The organism is Alcanivorax sp. MD8A, from assembly GCF_002888555.1.
GTDB lineage: Bacteria > Pseudomonadota > Gammaproteobacteria > Pseudomonadales > Alcanivoracaceae > Alcanivorax.
This window is the reverse complement of sequence record NZ_AQOQ01000026.1, coordinates 16,428-37,692: the sequence shown is the minus strand read 5'-3', so window position 1 is coordinate 37,692 and position 21,265 is coordinate 16,428. Positions and strand designations below refer to the sequence as shown.

The 21,265-nt window shown below is 58.7% G+C and carries 19 protein-coding genes; 5 read left to right on the top strand and 14 right to left on the bottom strand.

Annotated elements, in window-relative coordinates:
- Positions 1–145 precede the first annotated feature (145 nt).
- The 3 genes from A15D_RS12995 to A15D_RS12985 all read right to left on the bottom strand — a co-directional run bounded on the left by A15D_RS12995 (position 146) and on the right by A15D_RS12985 (position 2,541).
- Complete coding sequence (locus A15D_RS12995; RefSeq protein WP_102792298.1) at positions 146–1,504, bottom strand: DEAD/DEAH box helicase; 1,359 nt, start codon at positions 1,502–1,504, stop codon at positions 146–148.
- A gap of 114 nt (positions 1,505–1,618) precedes the next feature.
- Entirely contained in the window at positions 1,619–1,834 is a 216-nt protein-coding gene (locus A15D_RS12990) for a DUF1653 domain-containing protein (RefSeq protein ID WP_102792297.1), read from the bottom strand.
- A complete protein-coding gene (locus tag A15D_RS12985; RefSeq protein ID WP_102792296.1) occupies positions 1,831–2,541 on the bottom strand; it encodes a triacylglycerol lipase in 711 nt (236 codons plus the stop codon). Before A15D_RS12985 ends, A15D_RS12990 begins: the two co-directional genes overlap by 4 nt.
- A 153-nt stretch (positions 2,542–2,694) precedes the next feature.
- On the opposite strand from A15D_RS12985, the gene A15D_RS12980 reads away from it, so the two are divergent.
- A complete protein-coding gene (locus A15D_RS12980; protein WP_102792295.1) occupies positions 2,695–3,264 on the top strand; it encodes an ATP-dependent zinc protease in 570 nt (189 codons plus the stop codon).
- 54 nt (positions 3,265–3,318) lie between these two features.
- Here A15D_RS12980 and A15D_RS12975 read toward each other — a convergent pair whose 3' ends face one another.
- Positions 3,319–4,224, bottom strand: coding sequence for a recombination-associated protein RdgC (locus tag A15D_RS12975; RefSeq protein ID WP_102792294.1), 906 nt, complete (start codon positions 4,222–4,224; stop codon positions 3,319–3,321).
- 190 nt (positions 4,225–4,414) lie between these two features.
- Here A15D_RS12975 and A15D_RS12970 point away from each other — a divergent pair, with 190 nt between their 5' ends.
- A complete protein-coding gene (locus A15D_RS12970) occupies positions 4,415–5,314 on the top strand; it encodes a haloalkane dehalogenase (RefSeq protein ID WP_102792293.1) in 900 nt (299 codons plus the stop codon).
- A 16-nt stretch (positions 5,315–5,330) separates the two neighbouring features.
- Here the strand turns inward: A15D_RS12970 and A15D_RS12965 are convergent, their stop codons facing one another.
- From A15D_RS12965 to A15D_RS12955, 3 genes are all read right to left on the bottom strand, one after another.
- Positions 5,331–6,527, bottom strand: coding sequence for a GGDEF domain-containing protein (locus A15D_RS12965; RefSeq protein ID WP_158245813.1), 1,197 nt, complete (start codon positions 6,525–6,527; stop codon positions 5,331–5,333).
- Between the two features lie 138 nt (positions 6,528–6,665).
- Positions 6,666–7,667: a cytochrome d ubiquinol oxidase subunit II gene (locus A15D_RS12960; protein WP_233192235.1), complete on the bottom strand. Its 1,002-nt coding sequence runs from the start codon at positions 7,665–7,667 to the stop codon at positions 6,666–6,668.
- Positions 7,664–9,037: a cytochrome ubiquinol oxidase subunit I gene (locus A15D_RS12955; protein WP_102792291.1), complete on the bottom strand. Its 1,374-nt coding sequence runs from the start codon at positions 9,035–9,037 to the stop codon at positions 7,664–7,666. Before A15D_RS12955 ends, A15D_RS12960 begins: the two co-directional genes overlap by 4 nt.
- A gap of 285 nt (positions 9,038–9,322) precedes the next feature.
- On the opposite strand from A15D_RS12955, the gene A15D_RS12950 reads away from it, so the two are divergent.
- Together A15D_RS12950 and A15D_RS12945 are read left to right on the top strand one after the other, a co-directional pair.
- A complete protein-coding gene (locus tag A15D_RS12950) occupies positions 9,323–10,336 on the top strand; it encodes a putative solute-binding protein (RefSeq protein ID WP_022984851.1) in 1,014 nt (337 codons plus the stop codon).
- A 178-nt stretch (positions 10,337–10,514) separates the two neighbouring features.
- Positions 10,515–11,966, top strand: coding sequence for a YdiU family protein (locus A15D_RS12945; protein WP_102792290.1), 1,452 nt, complete (start codon positions 10,515–10,517; stop codon positions 11,964–11,966).
- 307 nt (positions 11,967–12,273) lie between these two features.
- Here the strand turns inward: A15D_RS12945 and A15D_RS12940 are convergent, their stop codons facing one another.
- The gene (locus A15D_RS12940) at positions 12,274–14,361 is read right to left on the bottom strand and encodes a TonB-dependent receptor domain-containing protein (protein WP_233192234.1); all 2,088 of its coding nucleotides are present in this window, start codon (positions 14,359–14,361) and stop codon (positions 12,274–12,276) included.
- A gap of 161 nt (positions 14,362–14,522) precedes the next feature.
- Here A15D_RS12940 and A15D_RS12935 point away from each other — a divergent pair, with 161 nt between their 5' ends.
- Complete coding sequence (locus tag A15D_RS12935; RefSeq protein WP_158245812.1) at positions 14,523–15,461, top strand: AraC family transcriptional regulator; 939 nt, start codon at positions 14,523–14,525, stop codon at positions 15,459–15,461.
- A gap of 37 nt (positions 15,462–15,498) precedes the next feature.
- Here the strand turns inward: A15D_RS12935 and yghU are convergent, their stop codons facing one another.
- The 6 genes from yghU to A15D_RS12905 form a co-directional block, all read right to left on the bottom strand.
- Positions 15,499–16,380: a glutathione-dependent disulfide-bond oxidoreductase gene (gene yghU, locus A15D_RS12930; RefSeq protein ID WP_102792289.1), complete on the bottom strand. Its 882-nt coding sequence runs from the start codon at positions 16,378–16,380 to the stop codon at positions 15,499–15,501.
- Positions 16,381–16,474: 94 nt separating this feature from the next.
- A complete protein-coding gene (gene bla, locus A15D_RS12925) occupies positions 16,475–17,308 on the bottom strand; it encodes a subclass B3 metallo-beta-lactamase (protein ID WP_102792288.1) in 834 nt (277 codons plus the stop codon).
- 59 nt (positions 17,309–17,367) lie between these two features.
- Positions 17,368–18,324: an MBL fold metallo-hydrolase gene (locus A15D_RS12920; protein ID WP_102792287.1), complete on the bottom strand. Its 957-nt coding sequence runs from the start codon at positions 18,322–18,324 to the stop codon at positions 17,368–17,370.
- Positions 18,325–18,447: 123 nt separating this feature from the next.
- A complete protein-coding gene (locus A15D_RS12915) occupies positions 18,448–18,951 on the bottom strand; it encodes a hypothetical protein (protein WP_102792286.1) in 504 nt (167 codons plus the stop codon).
- Between the two features lie 97 nt (positions 18,952–19,048).
- The gene (locus A15D_RS12910; protein WP_022984859.1) at positions 19,049–19,936 is read right to left on the bottom strand and encodes an oxygenase MpaB family protein; all 888 of its coding nucleotides are present in this window, start codon (positions 19,934–19,936) and stop codon (positions 19,049–19,051) included.
- Positions 19,937–20,097: 161 nt separating this feature from the next.
- A complete protein-coding gene (locus A15D_RS12905) occupies positions 20,098–21,246 on the bottom strand; it encodes an oxygenase MpaB family protein (protein WP_102792285.1) in 1,149 nt (382 codons plus the stop codon).
- Positions 21,247–21,265: the final 19 nt, after the last annotated feature.

Here is a 21,265-nt window from a genome sequence, read left to right as displayed (position 1 = left end):
GAGAGAAATACTAGGATGACATTGCCTGATTACCCCGTCTGTGAAAAGACACCGGGGTTTTACCGAGTTTTATAAAGCGGGGCGGGGGGCCTCTGACGTCTGACGCCAAGCTCAAAACAAAGCGGCTCCCGAAGGAAGGATGACCTTAATCCAGCGGCCCCGGGTTTTTCTTTTTCTTCACCGTGGCATAGCCGCCCTGGGTATCCGGTGCGGCAGGTTTGCTGCTGCGTTTGGCGGGTCGCTTGGCGGCGGCCTTTTTCTTCAGCGGTTTCTTTCCGGTTTTTTTCGCGTCGGTTTTCTTTTTGATCTTTTTCTTCTTGCTGCCAGCGGCCTTGCCGTTGGACTTGAGTTTTTTCGGCCCCATGAACTTGCCCTTCAGGGCATCCACAATGCGGAATTCAAACTGCTGGCGCAGGTAACGCTGAATGCTTGCCATCAGGTTCCACTCATGGGCCGCAATGAGGGAAATGGCCGTGCCTTCACCGCCAACCCGGCCAGTGCGGCCAATGCGGTGTACGTATTCGTCACCACTGCGTGGCATGTCAAAGTTAATGACCAGATCCAGCCCTTCCACATGAATACCGCGGGCCGCCACATCGGTGGCCACCAGGATACGCACGCCGCCATCCTTGAGCCGGTCCATGGCCAGCTTACGCTCTTTCTGTTCCTTCTCACCATGCAACACAAACACCTTGTGACTGGTGGCGCGCAGCACGCCGCCCAGGCGGTCGGCCTGCTCACGGGTATTGGTGAAAATCACCGCCTTGTCATAGGTCTCATGGGCCAGCAGCCACTGCACCAGGCGCTCTTTGTGCGCCACATCATCGGCGGTGATGATCTGTTGCTGAATGGATTCATTCAGGTCGCGGACCGTGTCCAGCAACAGGAACTTCGGCTCCTTGAGCACACTTTCCACGACCCGGTCCATGGCATTGCCACCGCGGGTGGCCGAAAACAGCAGCGTCTGCCGTTCACTGCGGCATTCCGCCGCCAAACGCAGCACATCTTCACTGAAGCCCATGTCCAGCATGCGGTCGGACTCGTCCAGTACCAGCACTTCCAGATCACCCAGCAACAGGTTGCCGGCTTCCAGATGCTCAATCAGACGCCCGGGGGTGCCGATCAGGATTTCCGGGTTCTTGCGCATGCTGGCGGCCTGAACCTTGAAGTCTTCCCCACCGGTCACCAGCGCCGCCTTGATAAAGGTGTAACGGGCCAACGCCTCCACTTGTTTGAGGGTCTGCTGAGCCAATTCGCGGGTGGGCAGCAGAATCAGCGCCCGGGTATCGGTACGGGGGCGGGAATGCTGCAGCAGGCCGTGTAGCAGGGGCAGCAGGAAGGCGGCAGTCTTGCCGCTGCCGGTACGGGCAATCACCCGCAGATCATGGCCCGCCAACGCGTCGGGAATGGCCGCCGCCTGCACCGGGGTAGGCTCGGTAATATCCTGTTCGTCAAGCGCGCGCACCAGGCGCTCGTGCAGGTTCAGATCAGCAAAGGTGGACATGGGAATCAGCTCCGGAGTTGAAGGGGCATTGTAGCAGCTGCCAGAGTTGAAAGTTCAAAGTTCAGGGAGCAAAAGTGCAGGAATGCCGTCCGCCCCGGACCGCGTTTCAACCTTTCACTCACCGATCCAGGCAAAGCGGGGTTGAACCTGACCGTCTCGCTCGACGGTTTCGGCGAACATGGCCAGGGGACGCACCCACAGAGCCCCATCCCCGTAGAGAGGCCGATAGACCACCACCGTCTCTTCGGTCTCTGAATGCGTGGCCAGACCAATTACCTGGTATTCATTGCCCTTGAAGTGCCGGTAACGGCCGGGCTTCAGTTCCGTCATTTGTCTCTCTCGCTATCGTACCGGGCCAACCGTTCCGCGATGGCCGCCAGCACCGCGGGGTTCCAGGGCAGCCCCACATGAGTCCCGGCCACTTCCACGTTATCGGTATTCGGGCCGTCATTCTCCAGACAGCACGGCCAGCTGACAATGCCATCATCACGGGTATAAATCGCCGTGCAGGGGACGGGCGGCGGCGTAATCCGTGCCTGAAAGGCATCGTGATCCGGGTTTTGCCGGTTTGGGTTAAACAGCTTGAACAGGGCGGTCACGTTGTTGGCTTCAGGGTCCCGGTTGATCGGGCTGCCCAGGGTGAAGACCTGACTGACCTGTTCCGGAAACGCTCGAGCCAACTCACGGGCGAACACCCCACCCAGACTCCAGCCCACCAACGCCACCGGCGTGCCGTGCCGGGTGTGGATCGCTTGCAACTGGCTTACCAGCAACGACTTGCGCTTGCGGTTCATACCCAGATTGGTGCCCTGCGCCCAGCCATAACTGGTATAGCCCAGCTGCGCCAACCCTTTTCGAAGTGGGCGCGTACTTACGTCACTGGCACCGAACCCTGGCAGTACCAACACCGGCTCGCCATTACCCCGGGGTAACTGGCGATAGCCCATCCCGCGCAACAGGTAACGCCCATAGGCCATCATCGCCCGGCTTTCTCCCAGTAACAGCCGCAGGGAGGGCGGCGCCAACTTGTCAGTCATGGCAGTTCCATTTTTCGGTTCATGTCCAGATGGTACCCTGTGAAAAACACTGTTAAACCCTGTCCGGTACGATTGGCTCAGCCGGCCTGCCGGGGAACACAGCGGCCCGTCCCCGGTCGTAAAGAGGGAATCACGGAATCACAAGGAGCTTCCATGAAGAAAGGTCTCGTTACCGCACTCGCCCTGTCACTACTGAGCACATCCGGCCTGGCCATGGCAAAACAGCCACAAGGCGCCAAGAACGTTTACGGATGGGTCGAGAAAACCACGTTGGAACCGTGGGGCGTTGAGCTCAAGACCAAATTGGACAGTGGCGCACTAACCTCGTCCCTCCATGCCACCAACGTGGAAGTCTTCGACAAAGACGGCGAAAGCTGGGTGCGCTTCAAGGTGGAAGTGGAAGACGAAGCTTCTGGCAAGACTGTCAGCAAGACGTTCGAGAAGCCTCGCTACCGCAAAGTACTGATTCGCGGAGCCGGCGGTGAAGAACGTCGACCTGTGGTACTGATGAAATTGTGTGTTGGCGATACCGTCTATGAAGAGCAATTTACCCTGAATGATCGCTCCGACATGATTTACCCGCTCCTGCTGGGCCGTCGTACGCTATCTCACCTGGGTTATCTGGACGTCACGGAAACCTTCATGCACACACCCAACTGTGATGAAGACTCCCCCGTGAAACTGGACAAGGACCAGAAAGACGACAAGGACATCGACGACTAACGAGGGTGATACAGGGGCCTGGCCTGCCAGGTCCCTGTGGCGGTCACCTGACCGTTACGCCGGATTCACCTCGAAGTAACCGAACAGGCCATCCAGTGCCTCGCGCAGCACACTCCCCTGCAGGCTGATACGGGCCTCCAGTTCCGCCACGGCATCATCTGCATCCAGGGTGTCGATGTTTTCCTGCAGGACATCCAGCGCCTTGATGCGCTTGATCTCCAGTTTGTCATTCACATCCAGTTCCAGACTGTCCTGCCAGGCCAGATTGATGCGGGTGACCACCATGCCGGTTTCCAGATGGGCGAGAATCTCTTCCTGTCCCAGATCCACCGCAGTGAACTTCACTGCCGCCCCTTCATCCTTGGTGCCTTTCAATTCACAACGGTCGCCCAGGGTAAAGCCCTCGGGCAGCAGCTTGGTATCGCGCAGCCAGTTGCTGTAGCTGGTGTAAGGGGCAGAATTAGGCGCCGGGTAAGCGACAGGCAGGGTACCGATGGCCTTGCGCAGGCACGCCACCACTTCTTCCGCACGGGTTGCAGAAGAGGCATCCACCAGCACCCGCTTGCGCAGGGTATCGATCAACAAATTGGTACGGCGGGAACGGGTAAAAGCACGCGGCATCAACTCAAAGGTAATCTGCTCTTTCAGTTCGGCCTTTTCCTTTCGCCCAACCTTGCGCCCTTCTTCGTCCTGGATGTGCTCGACCTTTTCATCCAGCAACTCCTTGATCACCGGCCCGGGCAGCAGGCGCGTGGTCTGCTGGTAGGTGCAGTAGATAAACCCCTCCACCGCATAGACCATCGGGTCCTGACCTTTCAGCGGCGGCACAAAGCCCTCGGTACTGAGCGTCTGCGAGCCGCAGGGCTGGCAGCGGTTATCCGCAAGAATCTGGTCCAGCTCGCCAACGGAGAAAGAAAAGGCGTCATCGCCCAGATACACAATCAGGTTCTTGATCCACATAGTTCCATATCCAAAAGCCGGGGCGAGATAAAGGCGCCCCTGGGTCACAGGGAGGGCTGGCCACAGTAGCGAAATGGCGGCCAGGGCTCAACCTCCCGCTGCGCCTTCGTCATTTGACCTGTAACGACATGGCGGAACATCGCATCCATTGCTATTCAATACAGGAATTTTGTACCCACGAGGACACCCCATGGAGTACCTGCGCACCCCGGACGACCGCTTTGAACGCCTGCTGGATTATCCCTTTGTCCCACACTATGTGGATGTGGGAGGGCTTCGAATGCACTACGTTGATGAAGGCCCAGCGGATGCCCCGCCGGTACTGATGCTGCACGGCGAGCCCACTTGGTCTTACCTGTATCGCCACATGATCCCAGTCTGCGCAGCCGCCGGTCATCGGGTGATCGCACCAGACCTGATCGGCTTCGGCAAGTCTGACAAACCCACCCGCATCGATGACTACAGCTATCAGTCCCACATGGACTGGATGCTATCGCTTCTGGATCAGTTAGCGCTCACCCGAATCACTCTGGTCTGTCAGGACTGGGGCTCCTTGCTCGGGTTACGCTTGGCCGCAGAAAACCCTGATCGCTTTCGCGCAATCGTGGTCGGCAACGGCATGCTCCCCACCGGGGACCAGACCGTGCCAGCCGCGTTTCAACTGTGGAAGAATTTCGCTATCTACTCGCCAGTGTTCCCGGTCTCGCGCATTATCGATGCCGCCAGCTTCCGCAAACTCGGTCCGGATGAGAAGCGCGCCTACGAGGCCCCCTTCCCGAATCGTAAATACAAGGCCGGCGCCCGTGCGTTTCCCAAGCTGGTCCCGGTTACCCCCAACGACCCGGCCACCCGGGCCAACCGCACCGCCTGGGAATCACTGAAACAATGGCGCAAACCTTTCCTGACCACCTTCAGTAATGGCGATCCGATTACCCGTGGTGGTGACAAATACATGCAGGAGCAGATACCCGGCGCCAAAGGGCAGCCTCACCAGACACTCACTGGCGGGCACTTCCTGCAAGAAGACTCACCCGTAGCGTTTGCCCAGGCCGTCAATCAACTGATTGCCACTCAGCCCTCCCAGGACTGAACCGGCGGTGCTGCGATCAGGGGAACGCCGCAGCACCTTCCTCCTCCTGAGACCAGAACATCACCCGGTTCCGCCCTGCCCCCTTCGCCAGATACAGGGCTTCATCGGCGCGCGAAAGCAACTGGGTATCCGTCAGGGCGTGATTTGCGGGATGACCAGGCAACCAAAGAACGGCTCCAAAACTGGCCGTCACAGTCAGGAAGTCCCCACTTTCCAGGGGCACAGGGGATGACGCAATGGTCTCACGGCAACGCTCCAGCACGGTGGCGGCTCCGGCCGCCCCGGTCTCCGGCAATGCCAGAACAAACTCTTCACCGCCAATACGGCCAATCAAATCTGTTTCACGCAGGCAGGCTCGCAGAATCTCCGACACCTGAACCAGCACTTGGTCTCCAACCCCATGGCCATGGCTGTCATTGATACGTTTGAAGTGATCCAGATCCATGACACAGAGGGTCAGAGACTGTCCACTTCTGCGGCCTCTCGCCAGCTCGTGAGCCAGCTGAGCGAACAGCTCACGCCGATTGGAAAGGCCGGTAAGGGGATCGTGAAGCGCCTGGTCACGAATCTGCTTTTCCCGATGCACCCACCGACCCAGCAACAATGCCACAAGGGTGATCACCGACGTGATAAAAGGCACCATGAATGCCACAGTGCTGGCAATCCAGTAGTAAGATAAATGCTGTTTGGACACCGGGTCCCGGGCAAAATAAATGGCGTGTTCTACGTAACCACTTACTGACAGCCAGGCCAGCAGCAACACCACACACACCGTAAAGGCGAAGTTCCATGCGACGCGGGTGAACCCAAACAGGATAAAACCGACCAGTGGCGAGCCCATCAGCACCATTCCTGTCATCGGGCTGTAGAGGCCGAACACCCATCCCAGCAGCACAAAGCCCACACTGAAGAAAGACAGGAACACATTGGGGTAGATTCGTGAGTGCCGGTTCTCGTGCCGCAACCAACCGCCCCATGCCAGCAGCAGCACCCAGCCCAGCAAATTAATCAGTACCACGCTGTTGAGCATCGCCGTCCCCTGCGACGATACATAGTTGCGACCGAATTCAGTGAGATGAACCGTAACCTGGTGCCAGACACAAATAAAAAACATGTACCCCCACAGCAGCACTGACAGCAGCAGGCACTTATCCCGGTCGGACCAGTCAAGCAGCTTCAGCAATCTGGAACGGGGGGCAGGCGGATCGGTCATTATTTTCATTCTTGGACGTGACCTGTTTCACACTCTTGCCGTCATTATGTCAGTGCCAAGACTTGCCGGCGGCCCTCCACCTCTGCGTTGGTCCTGCCAAGCCGGCCAGTGGTCGGAAAACAACCACAACGCGGATCATTATTCATAGCTCAGATCGCTGGCCTTGCCCCTGAACACCCGGTAGATGAACACGGTATAGCCCAGAATCATGGGTAGCGTAATGATCGCCCCCCAGAAGGTGAACAGCAGCGATTCCGTGGACGACGCGGACTCCCAGATGGAGAGCTGACCCAGCACGATATCGGGAAACAGGCTGTACGCCAGGCCGATGCCTGCCAACACGCAGATCACCACCAGTGAAAGAAACGCCAGCCAGCCATAGCCATGATGCAAAATCTGGCGACTGTTAAAGATCCAGATCAGTCCAGCCCAGGCAAGGCCCGTGGCAATGGGGATGGGCATCAAGCCAATCGCATTGGGCAGGGTGAACCACTTGTCCGCGATGGTCTGACTGACCAATGGGGTCGCGATGGAAATCAGCACCAGAAATCCTCCCATGGGCCAGACTGCCAACCGCCCCCAGTGAGCCGCCTTGCGAAACAGTTCTCCCTCCGTCTTGATCAACAACCATGCCGCCCCCAGCATGATGTAGAGTGCAGGTAATGCCACCGCAATCAGGGCGGCAAACAGGGTGCTGGTGGAATCGCCGGTCAGCCCCGTAACAAAGGCCCCCAGCATCCAGCCCTGGCAAACCGAAGCAACCAGCGAACCCAAGGCAAACAGGGCATTCCACTTGGCCTTGTGCCTGTCTCCTGCCTTGACCCGGAAGTCGAATGACACCCCCCGCAAAATCAGTCCCATCAACATGATGGTCACCGGCAGGTAGAGGGCCGTCAGCACTACACCGTGCGCCTGGGGAAAGGCAATCAGAAGAATCCCCACCCCCAACACGATCCAGGTCTCATTGGCATCCCAGAACGGGCCGATCGCCGCCACCATGACATCTTTTTCCCGGTCATCGGCAAAAGGCAGCAGCATGCCTATTCCCAGGTCATAACCGTCAAGGATGACGTAAATCAGTAGTGCCAGCCCCATGGCGCCAGCGAAGAAAAGCGGTAACCAGTATCCCAGATCCATCATGCCTCTCCTTGTGCACGTTCGGCATTCATGGCGCGCTGCTGTGGCATCAACGACAGGGAGCGTGCCGGTTTGGTCGCCATATAACGCAGCGCCGCAATGTAGGACACGAGTAAAAACAGGTACAGCAAGACATAACCAAACAGAGTACCCGCCACCGTCGCACTACTGTGATCCGCCACCACATCTGCCGTGCGTAACAGCCCGTCCACAACCCAGGGTTGGCGGCCGATTTCGGTCACATACCACCCGGCCAGCACTGCGATCCAACCGGAGAACGTCATCACTGACAGTATGCGCAGCAATCCTGCTTGCCCCTCACGGCTCTCTTTACCCCGAACCCACAATTGCCAGGCAGACCATAGACCGACCAACACCATCAGCACCCCGACACCCACCATCACCCGGAAAGCCCAGAACACCGGAGCAACCGGAGGATGTTCGCCTTCGAATTCGTTGAGGCCGCGAATCTCGCCATCCCACTCATGCGTCAGGATCAGGCTGGCAAGCCCCGGCACCTTGATTGCCATATGGGTGGTTCGAGCCTCCTCGTCCGGAAATCCGAACAGGGTCAGCGGTGCATGCCGTTCGGTTTCCCACACCCCTTCCATCGCCGCAATTTTGGCGGGCTGATGCTCAAGGGTATTGAGCCCGTGAAGGTCACCTATCCAGACCTGCAAGGGCGCCAACAACGCCGCCATCACCGCCCCGGTACGCATGACTTTCCAGGTGGCAGGACCATCCACACCGCGCCTGGCACGCCAGGCGCTGATCCCCATGATCAGGAACGCAGCAGTCAACAGCGAGGCATTGAACATATGCGCAAACCGATACGGAAATGACGGATTGAAAATTACCGCCCACCAGCTCTCCACATGGAAAATGCCATCTTCCAGTCGGTAACCTGCCGGGGTTTGCATCCAGGAATTCAGGCTGAGAATCCAGAATGCCGAGAAAGAGGTACCCACCGCCACCAGAGCCGTCGCCATCAAGTGCATACGATTGGAAACGCGATCCTTGCCGAACAGCATGATTCCCAGAAATGAGGCTTCCAGGAAAAAGGCAGTCAGCACTTCATAGCCGAGTAATGGCCCGGCAATATTGCCCGCCCTTTCCATGAAACCAGGCCAGTTAGTGCCAAACTGAAAGCTCATGGTTATCCCGGAAACCACCCCCAGCGCAAAGCTGAGCGCAAAGATTTTTACCCAGAAAAAGTAGGCGTACTCCCATGCCTTGTCTCCGGAAAAGGTATATCGCAACCGGAAATAGAAAAGCACCCAGCACAAACCTATCGTGATGGTGGGAAACAGGATGTGGAAGCTGATATTGGCTGCAAACTGCAGCCGGGCGAGCAGAAACGGATCGAATTCCACCGGAGCACCTCCCTCAAGAATGCCAGCGATAACGACAGCGCTGTCCCACCGTAGCACACCGACATGAACGGTAAATGAGACAAATTGCCCGCGGCAATCTGTGCCGCCGTGAACAGGGCGACAAGACCAAACGGTCGTTAACACTTTGTATACACCCGCAACAATTCATTGCTCTGCTCACAACAAGGATTGCACAGCAACAGGCCCGTGTAGCCAACAAAATGCACTGACTGGAAAGGGGTGCCTGTCTTGGGTGCCCGCCATACCCTTCTCGGAGAGCACACCATGAAAACAACAACCGGATTGGCAGCCCTGGCCGCTGTCGCCCTGTTAAGCCTCAGCAGTAACGCCATGGCGTTAACCAAGCGCACCTTCTGCGTGTTCGACATCATTGGCGCCAATGGCGACACCTACAACATCATGCGCGACTACAAGACCGCCGCGGTGCAATGGGGTGTGGATGTAGAACTGAAACCCTACACCGATGAAAAGATCGCCTCGGAAGATTTAAAAGCCGGCCAGTGCGACGCCGCGGTTCTCACCGGCATCCGGGGTCGTCAATTCAACAGCTACACCGGCAGCATGGATTCCATCGGTGCCATTCCCAGCTACGACGCCATGAAAACCGTGATTGCCGTCATCGCCAGCGGCAACGCCAGCGTCAATCAGCACCTGGTATCCGGCCCCTACGAAGTGGGTGGCGTGGTCCCGTTGGGTGCCGCCTTCCTGTTTCTGAAAGACAAAACCATTGATACCGTCGAAGAACTGGCTGGCAAGTCCATTGCCGTTCTCGAGTACGACAGCGCCCAGGCCAGCATGGCCTCCCGCGTGGGCATGTCTCCGGTCATGTCCGACATCACCAACTTTTCTACCCGGTTTAACAACGGCTCTGTCGATATCTGCTTCGCCCCGGTGATGGGGTATTCCGCCCTGGAACTGTACAAGGGCATGGCGCCGGACGGTGGCATTCTTGATTATGTGCTCGGCCAGCTAAGTGCCCAGGTGATCCTGAAGAAAGACAAGTTCCCCGCGGGTTTCGGCGAACAGTCCCGCGCCTTCATGTTCAGCCAGTTCGACCGCGCCATGAAACTGATCGATAATGCCAGCGGCGAAATCGACGACAAATGGTGGATCCGCATTCCCAATGCCGACAAGCTGCGTTACGACGAAATGATGCGTGAAGCACGCATTGAGCTGACCCGGCAAGGCGTCTACAACAAGGACATGATGTCCCTGTTGCTGAAAGTCCGCTGCAAGCAGGAACCCTCCCGCGCCGAGTGCGTAAACCCGGTGGAATAACAAGCCTATTGCTGGCACGAGCCCGTCAACGGACAGCGCCAGCATATCGCCTCTGTGGGAGCGGTCGTTCGACCGCGATGTCTTCTCCGCCGCCAGGCGGAGAGGAACTCCCCCCTCTCTTCCCCCACCGCCACTCTGTTACCCTGTAGGCATCGGATTCATTACCCCCCGGATGCCCATGTCAGCCACGTTTGGATTTCGTTTCGATAACCGCTACGCACAACTGCCCGAGCCGCTGTTTTCGCTGTGCCCTCCGCAGCCGGTCAGCCAGCCGGAAATGGTGTTGTTCAATGCCGCTCTGGCGGAGCAAATGGGATTGGAGACAGACGCCCTGCGCACCCGTCCTGACCTGTTCAGCGGCAACACCCTGATTGCCGGTAGTGAGCCATTGGCCCAGGCCTATGCCGGTCATCAGTTCGGCAACCTGACCATGCTGGGGGATGGTCGCGCGATCCTGTTGGGAGAACACCTGGATGCCAGCGGTAACCGGATGGATGTTCAACTCAAGGGCGCTGGGCGCACCCCCTTTTCCCGTGGCGGGGACGGCAGGGCAGCGCTGGGGCCGATGCTGCGCGAATACCTGATCAGCGAATCCATGCATGCCCTCGGCGTGCCCACCTCCCGCAGTCTGGCAGTGGTGGGCAGTGGCGATCCGGTGTACCGGGAAGAGGCCTTGCCCGGCGCCATCCTGACTCGCATCGCCGCCTCCCATCTGCGCGTCGGCACCTTCCAGTACGCTGCCGCCCAGCAAGACGCGGCATTGATGGATACCCTGATTCAATACACTCTCGCCCGGCACTACCCGGATCAACAGAACAGCGACAACCCCGCCCTCGCGCTGCTGGATGCCGTGATTGAGCGTCAGGCCTCACTGATCGTCCAGTGGATGCGGGTGGGCTTTATCCACGGTGTAATGAACACCGACAACGTGACGCTGAGCGGCGAGACCATTGATTACGGCCCCTGCGCCTTTATGGATGCCTACGATCCAGACACCGTGTTCAGTTCCATTGACCATCAAGGTCGCTATGCCTACGGCAACCAACCCACCATTACCCAATGGAACCTGGGCCGTTTTGCCGAAACCCTGCTGACCCGTATCAACGACAACGTGGACACAGCCATCGAGATCGCCACGGATCGCATCAAGGGCTATAGCACCCTGTACGATCAGAAATGGCTGGCCATGATGCGCCGTAAACTGGGCCTGTTCGGCGAGGACGTCATGGATGCCACCTTGAGTCAGGATCTGCTCGACTGGATGCAGGCCAACCGGGCCGACTTTACCAATACCTTCCATGCTCTGATCGGCGGCGAGGTGCCCGACAGCGACCTGTGCCAGCAACCCGCATTTCTTGATTGGCACACACGCTGGCAGGCGAGACTGGCGCGCAACAGCAAACCGCGCGAGTCGTCCTGGTGTCTGATGCGCAACAGCAATCCTGCGGTCATTCCGCGCAATCATCTTGTCGAGCAAGCCCTGACTGCCGCGACAGAACAGCACGATTTGGCCCCCGCCAAGGCACTGCTGGCCGTGCTGGGCCAGCCCTATGGTGACGACGCACCCGAGCAGTACCGCCGCCCACCGGAACCACAAGAGTGCGTGTGTCAGACGTTCTGCGGCACCTGAACACCGCGGCGCAATCATCGTTGTTCACTGCAAGTTCATCGAACACACAAGGCCGTGGGAGTGAAGACAGCTTAGCTCTGTGAGTTCAGTGCGCCCTGTTGTGAAAACGCTTTTGATCCAGGCCCGCAATCGCGCCGCCACCGAGCGCAGCCCAGGAACGCCCGCAGGGCGGCCCGAAGGGTGAGACCGACGCTCCTGCGGCAAGCCGGGAGGAGTCAATCGGGCTTTACCTCAAATCTGCAATGCACAAAAAAAACGCCTCCACGAAAAGTCCGGGGAGGCGTTACAGTCTAACTTTGCGGGTCCGTCAGAACTGGTAGGCCACCGTCGCCTTGATGTTGCGACCCGGTTCGAAATCCTGCAGATAGAGGCTGCCAAATACCGGGTGGAACGTTTCCCCGGTACGGGAGGATTGCGAGGCGTAGAATTCGTCAAACAGGTTGTCCACCCCTGCCGTGATGGTCAGCCCTTCCACCTGACGGGGCAGCCACATCACCGACACGTTATGCACGGTGTAGCCTTCCTTGGAGCGATCCACACCCGCGCCATCAAGATCCACGGCATTATGCAGGTCGTTCACGTTCACCATGTCCCAATGCAGATTCAGATCCAGCGGAGCAATAAAGTAATCCACTTCCACACTGATGCTGTCGCCCTGCTCGCGATCGATACGGGCACCATCCAGCGCGGCGTACTGATCAAACGCATCCAGATCACTGTTGGCATTGGCATAGGTCAGCAGCACATTCAGGTTGCCTTGCTCAAACCCGACGTAACTCTCGTAACCCTCGATGTGCATGTCGCCCACGTTATCCTTGCCAGCGGCGGTGTTGTCATAGATGTAGTTATCGATGTTGGTACGGAACACGGTGAACCCGGCGCTGAAGCGATCAACCCCCAAATCTCCGCTGGCAAAATCCGCCGCCAGCTCGTGGTTGTTGCCGCTCTCGGCCTTGATATCCGGGTTGGGAGTATCGAACAGGCCCGCACCGACAAACACCTCGCCAATTTCCGGCCCCTTGAACAATTGGGTGGTGCTGGCCCGCAGCTTGAGGGAATCCATCACCTGATAGTCCACCGCAAACGCCCCGGTCACATCATCGTAGGTGTCGTCCACCACCACGGAGTCGATCTTGTATTGGTTGTAGCGCACCCCCGGGGTCACCACCACGCGCTCGCCCAGATGCACACGGTCTTCAACAAAGACGGCATTGGACTGGGCATCTTCAGATGACTCATCAACGGTGCCATTCACATACTGCGCCTGGTAGCGGGTGTCATAGCGAATCACCTCCGCACCGTACACCAGCTCCTGTTTGATTCCGGCATCCAGCCAGGTCCGCGCCAGCAGGTTCAGGCCGGTGTTCTCGGCCTGGCCATACACTTCCCCGGCGGTGGCCGCAATAAACGGCAGAGTGGATTGGGCAAGCCCGGTTTCATCCCGCTCCAGTTCGCTGTCGTTGTAGAACAACGTGGACTCAAGGGTGGTATTACCCAGCGTCGCGTCATAATTCAGCGTCCAGGTATCGCGGGTAAATTCGGTGGGATACGTCAGCGGAGCATTGATGCCATTGGCAATGGCGATATCTGTCGCCAACCCCATGTCTGGCCGGTAGCTGTAATCCCCTTCGTCCTTGTAGCTTTCAAAGCCCAGGGTCAACCGCTGACGGGACGTAAGATCCCAGCCCAGCTTCACCAGCGCATTGTTGAGCTCGCCTTCCAGGCCTTTCACTTCGCCATCGGTACCCGGCATTTCATTGCCGTTGGCATCTTCGATAACGCCGCCACCGACCTCGAAATTATCCCGGTCCAGATAGTTGTAGTACGCCAGATAATCCGCGCTGTCACCCAGTGTTCCAAAGCCGGTCAGAGAGGCGCTTTCGTAGGCATTGGTGGAATAGGTGCCCTTGCCCAGCACACCAAAGCTGTCCCCCGGCATCAGCAGGTCACGAGCTGACTTGGTGCGAAACTTGACCACGCCCCCCAGCCCACCGTTGATCACGGAATTGTTACCCACCTGGATATCCACCGATTCGAGAATGTCGGCGTTGATCTGCAGGTTACCCATGTGGTGGTACATGTAGGTGTTCTGGTTGGCGCCATCGATACTGATGCGCAGGTCCTTGTCATCCATGCTGCGGATGGTGATGCGCTGGTTGAGTGAATGCGCACCGCCCACATCCACCCCGGGCACGGTGCGTAGCAGGTCACTGATGTGGTCTGCCTGACGGGTCGTCATGGCCTGTTCATCCATGTGCACCGAGCTGGCCGTCACCTCAGTGGCCCACACCGAGACCTTTTCCAGCTCATTGGCCTCGCTTGCGGCCTCCTCAGCCATGGCGGGCACAGCCACCATCACGGAGCTACCCAGCAGCCCCCACATCACCTTTCGCATAAAAACCCCGATACTTATGTCAATTTGGACAGCAACAAGCCACAGCAATCACTGCAAATGAGAGTTGTTATTATTTATGATAGTGGTTCAGGAATGCTGTCGCGGCGCTAACTGCTTTGCGAAAACGGCAAACCGTTATGCAAACTCATCAGGGCCCAGCCATGACCGGAATCAGCCAGGAACAGCTTGTCTCACTATCACGCCAGGCAGGGGTTGAACAACGGCACGTTGATGAGACGGCAGCAGGAGATGGGCAGGTACTGGAGGGGGACTTCGTTCTCAAGCGCCATCATTCCGGCATTCTGGTGCATGCCTCCGATGCTGTGGAACGACAGGATACCCAGGTCAGTTTCGAACTCCCTGCGGGGCTCTCTGCAACCCTGTTGCTGGAGGGAGAGCTGGCATTCCGGGTCGACCAGACCCGCTACCACCTTGACGCCAATACCCTGAGTGGCTTTGCCCTGGTCTGCGACCAGCCCCGGCAACTGCATCGCGAACTTCGTCAGGGGCGCCGCCTGCGCAAGGTCAATGTGTCGGTGCCCAAGGCCTGGCTCTACCGGTACTGCAGTGATGACGAACACGCCCGCCGCTGCATCGATCAGCTGTTCGCCACCCACGAGAGCTCCTGCTTCAGCGAATGGCCGGTCTCCTCAGACCTGAGCGCGCTCGCGGAGCAAATCTTCCGCCCTTCGCCTTACACCTCGTTTATGCAGAATCTGCATGTGGAAAGCCGCGCCCTGGAAATTCTGGATGCGGCGCTGGCTCGGCTGCTAAAAGAGTCGCAGGCACCTTCAGCCCCACGCAAGGTGGAACGGGCAAGAGAGTATATTGAGGCAAAACTACAGACCCTCGACAGCCTGGAGGAGGTCGCCAGCCATGTGGGCATGAGCGTCAGTTCATTGCAGCGATTGTTCCGCCAGCATTTTCAAATGACGCCTGCTGCCTATATTCGTCAGCGACGTTTGGAGAGAGCCCAGGATCTGTTGCGCCGACAGCAGCTCTCCATTGGCGAGGCGGCCTACCTGGCAGGTTATCGCCACCCCTCCAATTTCATCACCGCCTACAAACGAGCGTTCGGCACCACCCCCGGTGAGCTCTGAAAACGCCGGGGCACTAGCACGCCGAGCATGCAAGGCGTTATTCAGAGGCCCCCTGGCCTTGCAACTTGTCTACGGTCTTCAACTCGAAATCGCTGGCATCATGCCGTTCCAGCAACTGGCTTGATGGCTCGCCCCAGGCACGATTGACCATACGCCCGCGTTTCACCGCCGGGCGTTCTGCGATCTGGTGGGTCCAGCGCAGTACGTTGGTGTAGGTGTGGGCTTCGATAAATTCCGCCGCCTCGTACACCTTGTTGGTAACCAGCGCACCATACCAGGGCCACACCGCCATATCGGCAATGGTGTATTCACTCCCGGCCAGGTAGGCGTTGTCGGCGAGGCGCCGGTCCAGCACATCCAGCTGACGTTTGATTTCCATGGTGTAACGGTCAATGGGGTACTGGTACTTCTCCGGCGCATAGGCATAGAAGTGGCCAAAGCCGCCGCCCAGCATCGGGGCGCTCCCCATCTGCCAGAACAGCCAGTTGAGGGTTTCGGTACGGACCGCAGGATCCGATGGCAAAAACTCGCCAAAGCGCTCCGCCAGGTACAACAGAATACTGCCGGACTCGAACACCCGGCGGGGCGGGGTCACGCTGTGATCCATCAGCGCCGGGATCTTGGAGTTGGGGTTCACGTCCACAAAACCGCTGCCGAACTGATCACCATTCTGGATATTGATCAACCAGGCATCGTATTCCGCCTCGCGATGGCCTTTCTCCAGCAGCTCCTCCAGCATCACCGTCACTTTCACCCCGTTGGGGGTCGCCAGCGAATACAGTTGCAGGGGATGCTTGCCCACCGGCAGGTCCTTGTCGTGGGTGGAACCGGCAATGGGGCGATTGATACTGGCGAAGGCGCCACCGTTTTCCTTGTCCCATTTCCAGACCCGTGGCGGGGTATAGGTATCGTCAGACATGTTGGCTCCGCATAAACATTAATGGCTTCACTATGGGCAGGCGCCCGTAGTGGAACAAGGGAAATAATCCGATCTGTTCCTTCAGCTCAGTGGATCAATCAGGGCGCTGGTCCGCGATTTGTTGGCGCAGGGCCTGTTCTGCAATGTCGGCGTAACGTTGGCAATCCAGCGGCGAGGACCTCGCCGGGTCGCCATAGTGCCAGCCGCTGGCGCCGGGATGCGGGGTTAACAGCACATCACAGGGGAGCGCTCTCACGGTGGCAAAAGTGGCGTTGAAATCGTCCACGATCCGCGGGTAACGCGGGTTGTCCAGCAGCTGGTATCCGGGCGCGGTAAGGCTGTCCACATACGCCATATCGACTGTCTTTCCCTGCCGGCGCGCCCGCCAGGTCCAGGCCATGCTGCCGGGAGTGTGACCGGGAATAAAATGGCCGGTCAGCGTCACCTCGCCCAGGGTGACCTGTTCGCCATCCTGCAACTGCCGGTCCACCGACACGGGCGGGTAAAGAATCTCATCGTCAAAATGGATATCGTGGGCACCGCCTGCCGCCATCAACATGGCGGTTTCCGCATTGGCCGCGAGTCGGGCGCCGGTGGCACGCTGAATCGCCGCCAGCGACCCCGCATGGTCACCATGGCCATGGCTCACCAGAATCCACTTTAGGTCCTCTGGTGCAACACCCAGCGTACGCATGTTGTCCAGCAACATATCTGCGCCTTGCGGCATACCGCCATCGATCAGAATCGCGCCGTCAGCGGTTTTCACCAACAGCGCCGTGAGTTCTTCGGTCCCGATGTGCCACACGTTATCGGCAAGCGGCAGAGGCGACATGGGAGCCAGCCAGGGCTCGGGCACCGTATACGCCTGCAGTTGAGGTAATGGTTCGGCCTGCGCAACGGCACATGCCAACAGCCCGCCGGACACCATCACAGAAACATGTATTCTCACTGGCATTCTCCCGTAAACACCGTTGGACACGCCGGTTCTCACACCGTTCGCTGTTGCAGCCAGACCACCAACCCCTGACTGTTCAGGTGAATATCAAACCCCAGTGCGTCATCCAGGGCCGCATCGGACAGGTTCACCCCGTGCTCACGGGCTTGAGCGAACAGATAGTCTCGCAGGGCAGGTTCCAGTCGACCCATCAGATCATCGTCACCACCTTCTTCCGCCTGCTCCGCCAGCAACACATAGTCATCCACCATGGCCAGCAAGCGCTCCCCCGGTCGCGCAGGCGCTTCCAGCAGTCCGTAATGGGTAAGAAACATGCGCTCCGGTTCCAGCGCCAGCAATTTGCGAATCGACGCTTTCAACGCGGGCGGGTCAAATTGCACCGGCGTAGTGGTGGGCAAGATGAAGGGGCCGCGTTCTGTCACCAGGGAAGGGTAGGCCAGACCAAAGGTATCGCCGGTGAAAATGCCATTGGACGCACTGTCCTGGACACAGAAGTGATGACGGGCATGGCCGGGGGTATCGTGAAACGTCAGGCGGCGCTGGACAAGCGTCACCTGATCGCCATCGTGCATCACCCTCACTCGCGATTCCGGCACCGGAATAATGTCGCCATACATCTCGGCAAACGCCGCTTCACCATACACCACCGTGGCGCCCGCCTTGAGTCTGGATGGGTCGATCATATGGCGCGCCCCGCGGGGGTGAATCAGCAGAGTGGCCGCGGGCAACGCCTGCATCAGGCCACCCACCCCGCCGGCATGATCCAGATGCACATGGGTGGGGATCACATATTTCACCTGGCGGCGAGCGATCCCTTTCTGTTCCAGCAGATCAAGGATGATGGGGACGGTGTGATGGGTACCGGTTTCGATGATGGCGCACTCGCCGTCATCTTCCATCAGGTAGCAGGCGGCCAGTTCATCACGGACCATGGCCGTATCAATGCGGGTAATACCGTGGGCTAACGGCTGGTAAACCTGGAAGGACATGATAGCTCCGGGAATGACTGGGAGCCTCACTATACGACAGCGTTTTTCACCACCCCAGTGGACTTCCGTCGCAGGTCGGAAAGCGCGCCTGATACGTCGTTTTCCGCCGGGAAACGGCTCCGTTTAAGGGCAACGCAGCCGGTTAAGCGTGGCCGCCGAACCTTGCAGGGAAAAGTCCGACACGTACAACACCTCGCCCGCCTTGTTCAGGTAAACCACATCCAGCTCCCTGCCCTGCTTGAGCGCGCGAACCACCGGAGACGAAAGCGGCATCGCACTGGCAAAGATCAGCAGGTTGTTGTCGGCATCGTAGCTGCCATGGCGTGCGCCAAGATCACCAAAGTGCACCCCGTCCACCCGGAACTCACGTAGCAACTCGCCCTGCTCGAACTGTGCCGGCAGCGTGGTGGCAGGACCGCTGGCGGTCACAAAACGACGGTGGGCCAACACATACACCGGCTGCCCGGTGTCCTGTTTGCACAACATGCCCACCGCGAATTTGGCTGCACCATCCTGCCCACCATGGGCTCCGGCGTAGGGGTGGCCATGATAGGTCGCCATGGTCCAGTCGGCATGGGCCGACAGGCTGAAAAATGCCAGACAGAAAAACAGCAGGCCGCGTGTCATACATTCCCCCGGGTGGTGTGTTGTTGGTGTTCTGTCCAAGAGACTAAGAATCCTAACAGACTCCTGAATGGGAAACCCGAAACACCGCACACCCGGATCAGCTGGCGCGCGCCACCTTCAGCGAGGCCTCACCACCATAGTTTTGCGGAAACTGACGGGCGTCCTGAATGGCACTCCAGGCCTGGGGCACCCAACGGGATTTTTCGGGCAACAGTGGCCACACGGCACGGAAGGTCAGGCTGATCAGCTGGAACAGGGTCTTGTCCCACCAGTTCCAGCGAATCCCGAATCGCTCGCGATAGGCCTTGGGGAAAAAGCCTTTCTTGAGATGCCAGGTCATCGAGCCCACGACATACTGGTACATCTTCCAGCGCCCGTCAGAGACTTTCATCCCCGGCGGCTTGGGCTGGTTGGTGTAGTAACCGCGATGTCCCACGTACTCGGTGGCGGGGTTTTCCTGTAACCGGTGACGGATAGTGTCATCCAGATACGCCCAGTAGGCGGCCCGGGTGGCAGGCATGTCCTTGTCACGGATCCCCATTTGGCGACCAAACTGCAGCCATTCCTGGAACAGCTGTTCCTTGTCTGCCTCACTGAGCTTGTCGCCGTTGAAACGGGCCAGGTAGAGCATGCCGTAGTAGGTCGTGATGTGGACCCAGGTGTACAGCTCCGGGTTCAGCGCATGGTAGGGTTTGCCGTTGAAATCGGTGCCCTTGATGCTGCGATGCATTTCCCGCAACCGGGTACCGAAATCCCGCACCCCTTCAGCAGTGTTGTAGAGCACCGGCCACAGCAACGCCAGCGAACGTTCGGCACGGCCCCAGGGGTCTTCCTTGTAGGCCGAGTGCTGCTCGACGCCGGCACCAATACCCGGATGCGCGACCTGCAAGGTGGTCGTGCTGGGCAGCAACATCAACACCCGGCTGTCACCGAAGTACTTCCACATCAATGAATCCGGACCAAGGACGGTCTGTTCCTGTGTCATGTTGCGCTCCCGCGTTGCCGCTATCGGTGCGGCGTATTGGTTTTTCTTCAACGCTACACCGTGTATACCTTGCTGTCCCGAAGGGTAAATAAAGGATTCGCGCCTGTTCGTGACCAAAAGGCGCAGATTTTGGCAAAAAAGACGGCGTTTCGCCGACCCGGTCAGGAAATATGGCGAAAGGCGCGCTTTTGCGGGTCTTCTGGCAAATTCTTGTGCAGGGCGGCTCGCAACATCCGCACATTCAGCCGTTCACTGATGCGATCCACCCCCGGCACCCGGTAGTGAGCCAGAGTCGCCACCTTGTTGGCCGCCTTGTAGGCCAGCACCGCCCGCAACCAGAATGCGCTGCGCGGCAGTTCGTAGACATCCGCCAGTTCGTCGCCAAGACAGATACGGCTCAATTCATACAGCAGGGATTCCTGCAGCCGGAACGGCGGCTGCCCTGCCAGCGCCGTGATCACCGCCTGGGCCAACAGCCGCCCTTCTTCATTGGGGTTGTACTGGCGTTCGCGGATACGCTGATATTGATAGATTTCCTCGTCGAGCGAGTCGGTCAGCATGTCATCGCAGACACCGTTGAGATGGGCCATGTAACGCCACATGTGATGGCAGGCCACCTTGTCATCGTCGCTCAGTGACGCCCCCATGCGCTCCATGCCGCGCAGGGCCAGGTAATCAAACTCGATGATGGTGAAAGCCATGTCTTCCTGGTTGATGGGCTCGTCGTATTGATCGGTTTCCCAGCCTCGCCCACGCAGGTACTTACGCACCATGGCGTGCAGCAGGCGCACTTCCATCACTGTGCGGTGGCCTTCGGCCCCCGGCCGCAACCCGCCGGGTACATTCATGTTGTGGGTCATTTGGGAGGTTTCATACACCCGCCGCATCACGTCCTGGTGCAGGCGCCCCGTGGCAATCAGCACATGGGTGGCTTTGCTCAGGGAGTAGCCTTCCACCAGGCTGCTCACCAGCAAGGCAATCGCGCGGACGTTGGCAAACCCCAGATTTACCCGGGCCGCGTGCTCTACTTTCTGCCAGTCCACCCAGGACGGAGTGCTGTGGCACTGATCGACGTAATCAGCAAAGGGGCCGCCCTCGGATTTTGCCCGGGCATACACCTCGTCCAGCATCTGTGACGGTCGGGCCCGCTCAATCCGCTCTGCTACCGCATCCGCCAGAGGGTCACAGGTGTAACGCATGCGATCCATCACCTCATCGCGGTACTTGTGTTGCCAGGTGGGCTGGATGATGACTGATTCGCTCATGATGTCCTCGTACTTGCCATTTTCGCCACCCTGACGATAATCCAAGCAAACACTTGGTTAAAAC

What these genes read in the sequence shown, in the direction of transcription:
- A15D_RS12985 (WP_102792296.1), bottom strand. Translation starts at nt 2,541, where the DNA reads ATGACTGACAAGTTGGCGCCGCCCTCCCTGCGGCTGTTACTGGGAGAA.
- A15D_RS12920 (WP_102792287.1), bottom strand. Translation starts at nt 18,324, where the DNA reads ATGTCCTTCCAGGTTTACCAGCCGTTAGCCCACGGTATTACCCGCATT.
- A15D_RS12980 (WP_102792295.1), top strand. Translation starts at nt 2,695, where the DNA reads ATGAAGAAAGGTCTCGTTACCGCACTCGCCCTGTCACTACTGAGCACA.
- bla (WP_102792288.1), bottom strand. Translation starts at nt 17,308, where the DNA reads ATGGTGTCCGGCGGGCTGTTGGCATGTGCCGTTGCGCAGGCCGAACCA.
- A15D_RS12990 (WP_102792297.1), bottom strand. Translation starts at nt 1,834, where the DNA reads ATGACGGAACTGAAGCCCGGCCGTTACCGGCACTTCAAGGGCAATGAA.
- A15D_RS12965 (WP_158245813.1), bottom strand. Translation starts at nt 6,527, where the DNA reads ATGACCGATCCGCCTGCCCCCCGTTCCAGATTGCTGAAGCTGCTTGAC.
- A15D_RS12960 (WP_233192235.1), bottom strand. Translation starts at nt 7,667, where the DNA reads ATGATGGATCTGGGATACTGGTTACCGCTTTTCTTCGCTGGCGCCATG.
- A15D_RS12915 (WP_102792286.1), bottom strand. Translation starts at nt 18,951, where the DNA reads ATGACACGCGGCCTGCTGTTTTTCTGTCTGGCATTTTTCAGCCTGTCG.
- A15D_RS12970 (WP_102792293.1), top strand. Translation starts at nt 4,415, where the DNA reads ATGGAGTACCTGCGCACCCCGGACGACCGCTTTGAACGCCTGCTGGAT.
- A15D_RS12910 (WP_022984859.1), bottom strand. Translation starts at nt 19,936, where the DNA reads ATGACACAGGAACAGACCGTCCTTGGTCCGGATTCATTGATGTGGAAG.
- A15D_RS12975 (WP_102792294.1), bottom strand. Translation starts at nt 4,224, where the DNA reads ATGTGGATCAAGAACCTGATTGTGTATCTGGGCGATGACGCCTTTTCT.
- A15D_RS12995 (WP_102792298.1), bottom strand. Translation starts at nt 1,504, where the DNA reads ATGTCCACCTTTGCTGATCTGAACCTGCACGAGCGCCTGGTGCGCGCG.
- A15D_RS12950 (WP_022984851.1), top strand. Translation starts at nt 9,323, where the DNA reads ATGAAAACAACAACCGGATTGGCAGCCCTGGCCGCTGTCGCCCTGTTA.
- A15D_RS12945 (WP_102792290.1), top strand. Translation starts at nt 10,515, where the DNA reads ATGTCAGCCACGTTTGGATTTCGTTTCGATAACCGCTACGCACAACTG.
- A15D_RS12940 (WP_233192234.1), bottom strand. Translation starts at nt 14,361, where the DNA reads ATGCGAAAGGTGATGTGGGGGCTGCTGGGTAGCTCCGTGATGGTGGCT.
- yghU (WP_102792289.1), bottom strand. Translation starts at nt 16,380, where the DNA reads ATGTCTGACGATACCTATACCCCGCCACGGGTCTGGAAATGGGACAAG.
- A15D_RS12935 (WP_158245812.1), top strand. Translation starts at nt 14,523, where the DNA reads ATGACCGGAATCAGCCAGGAACAGCTTGTCTCACTATCACGCCAGGCA.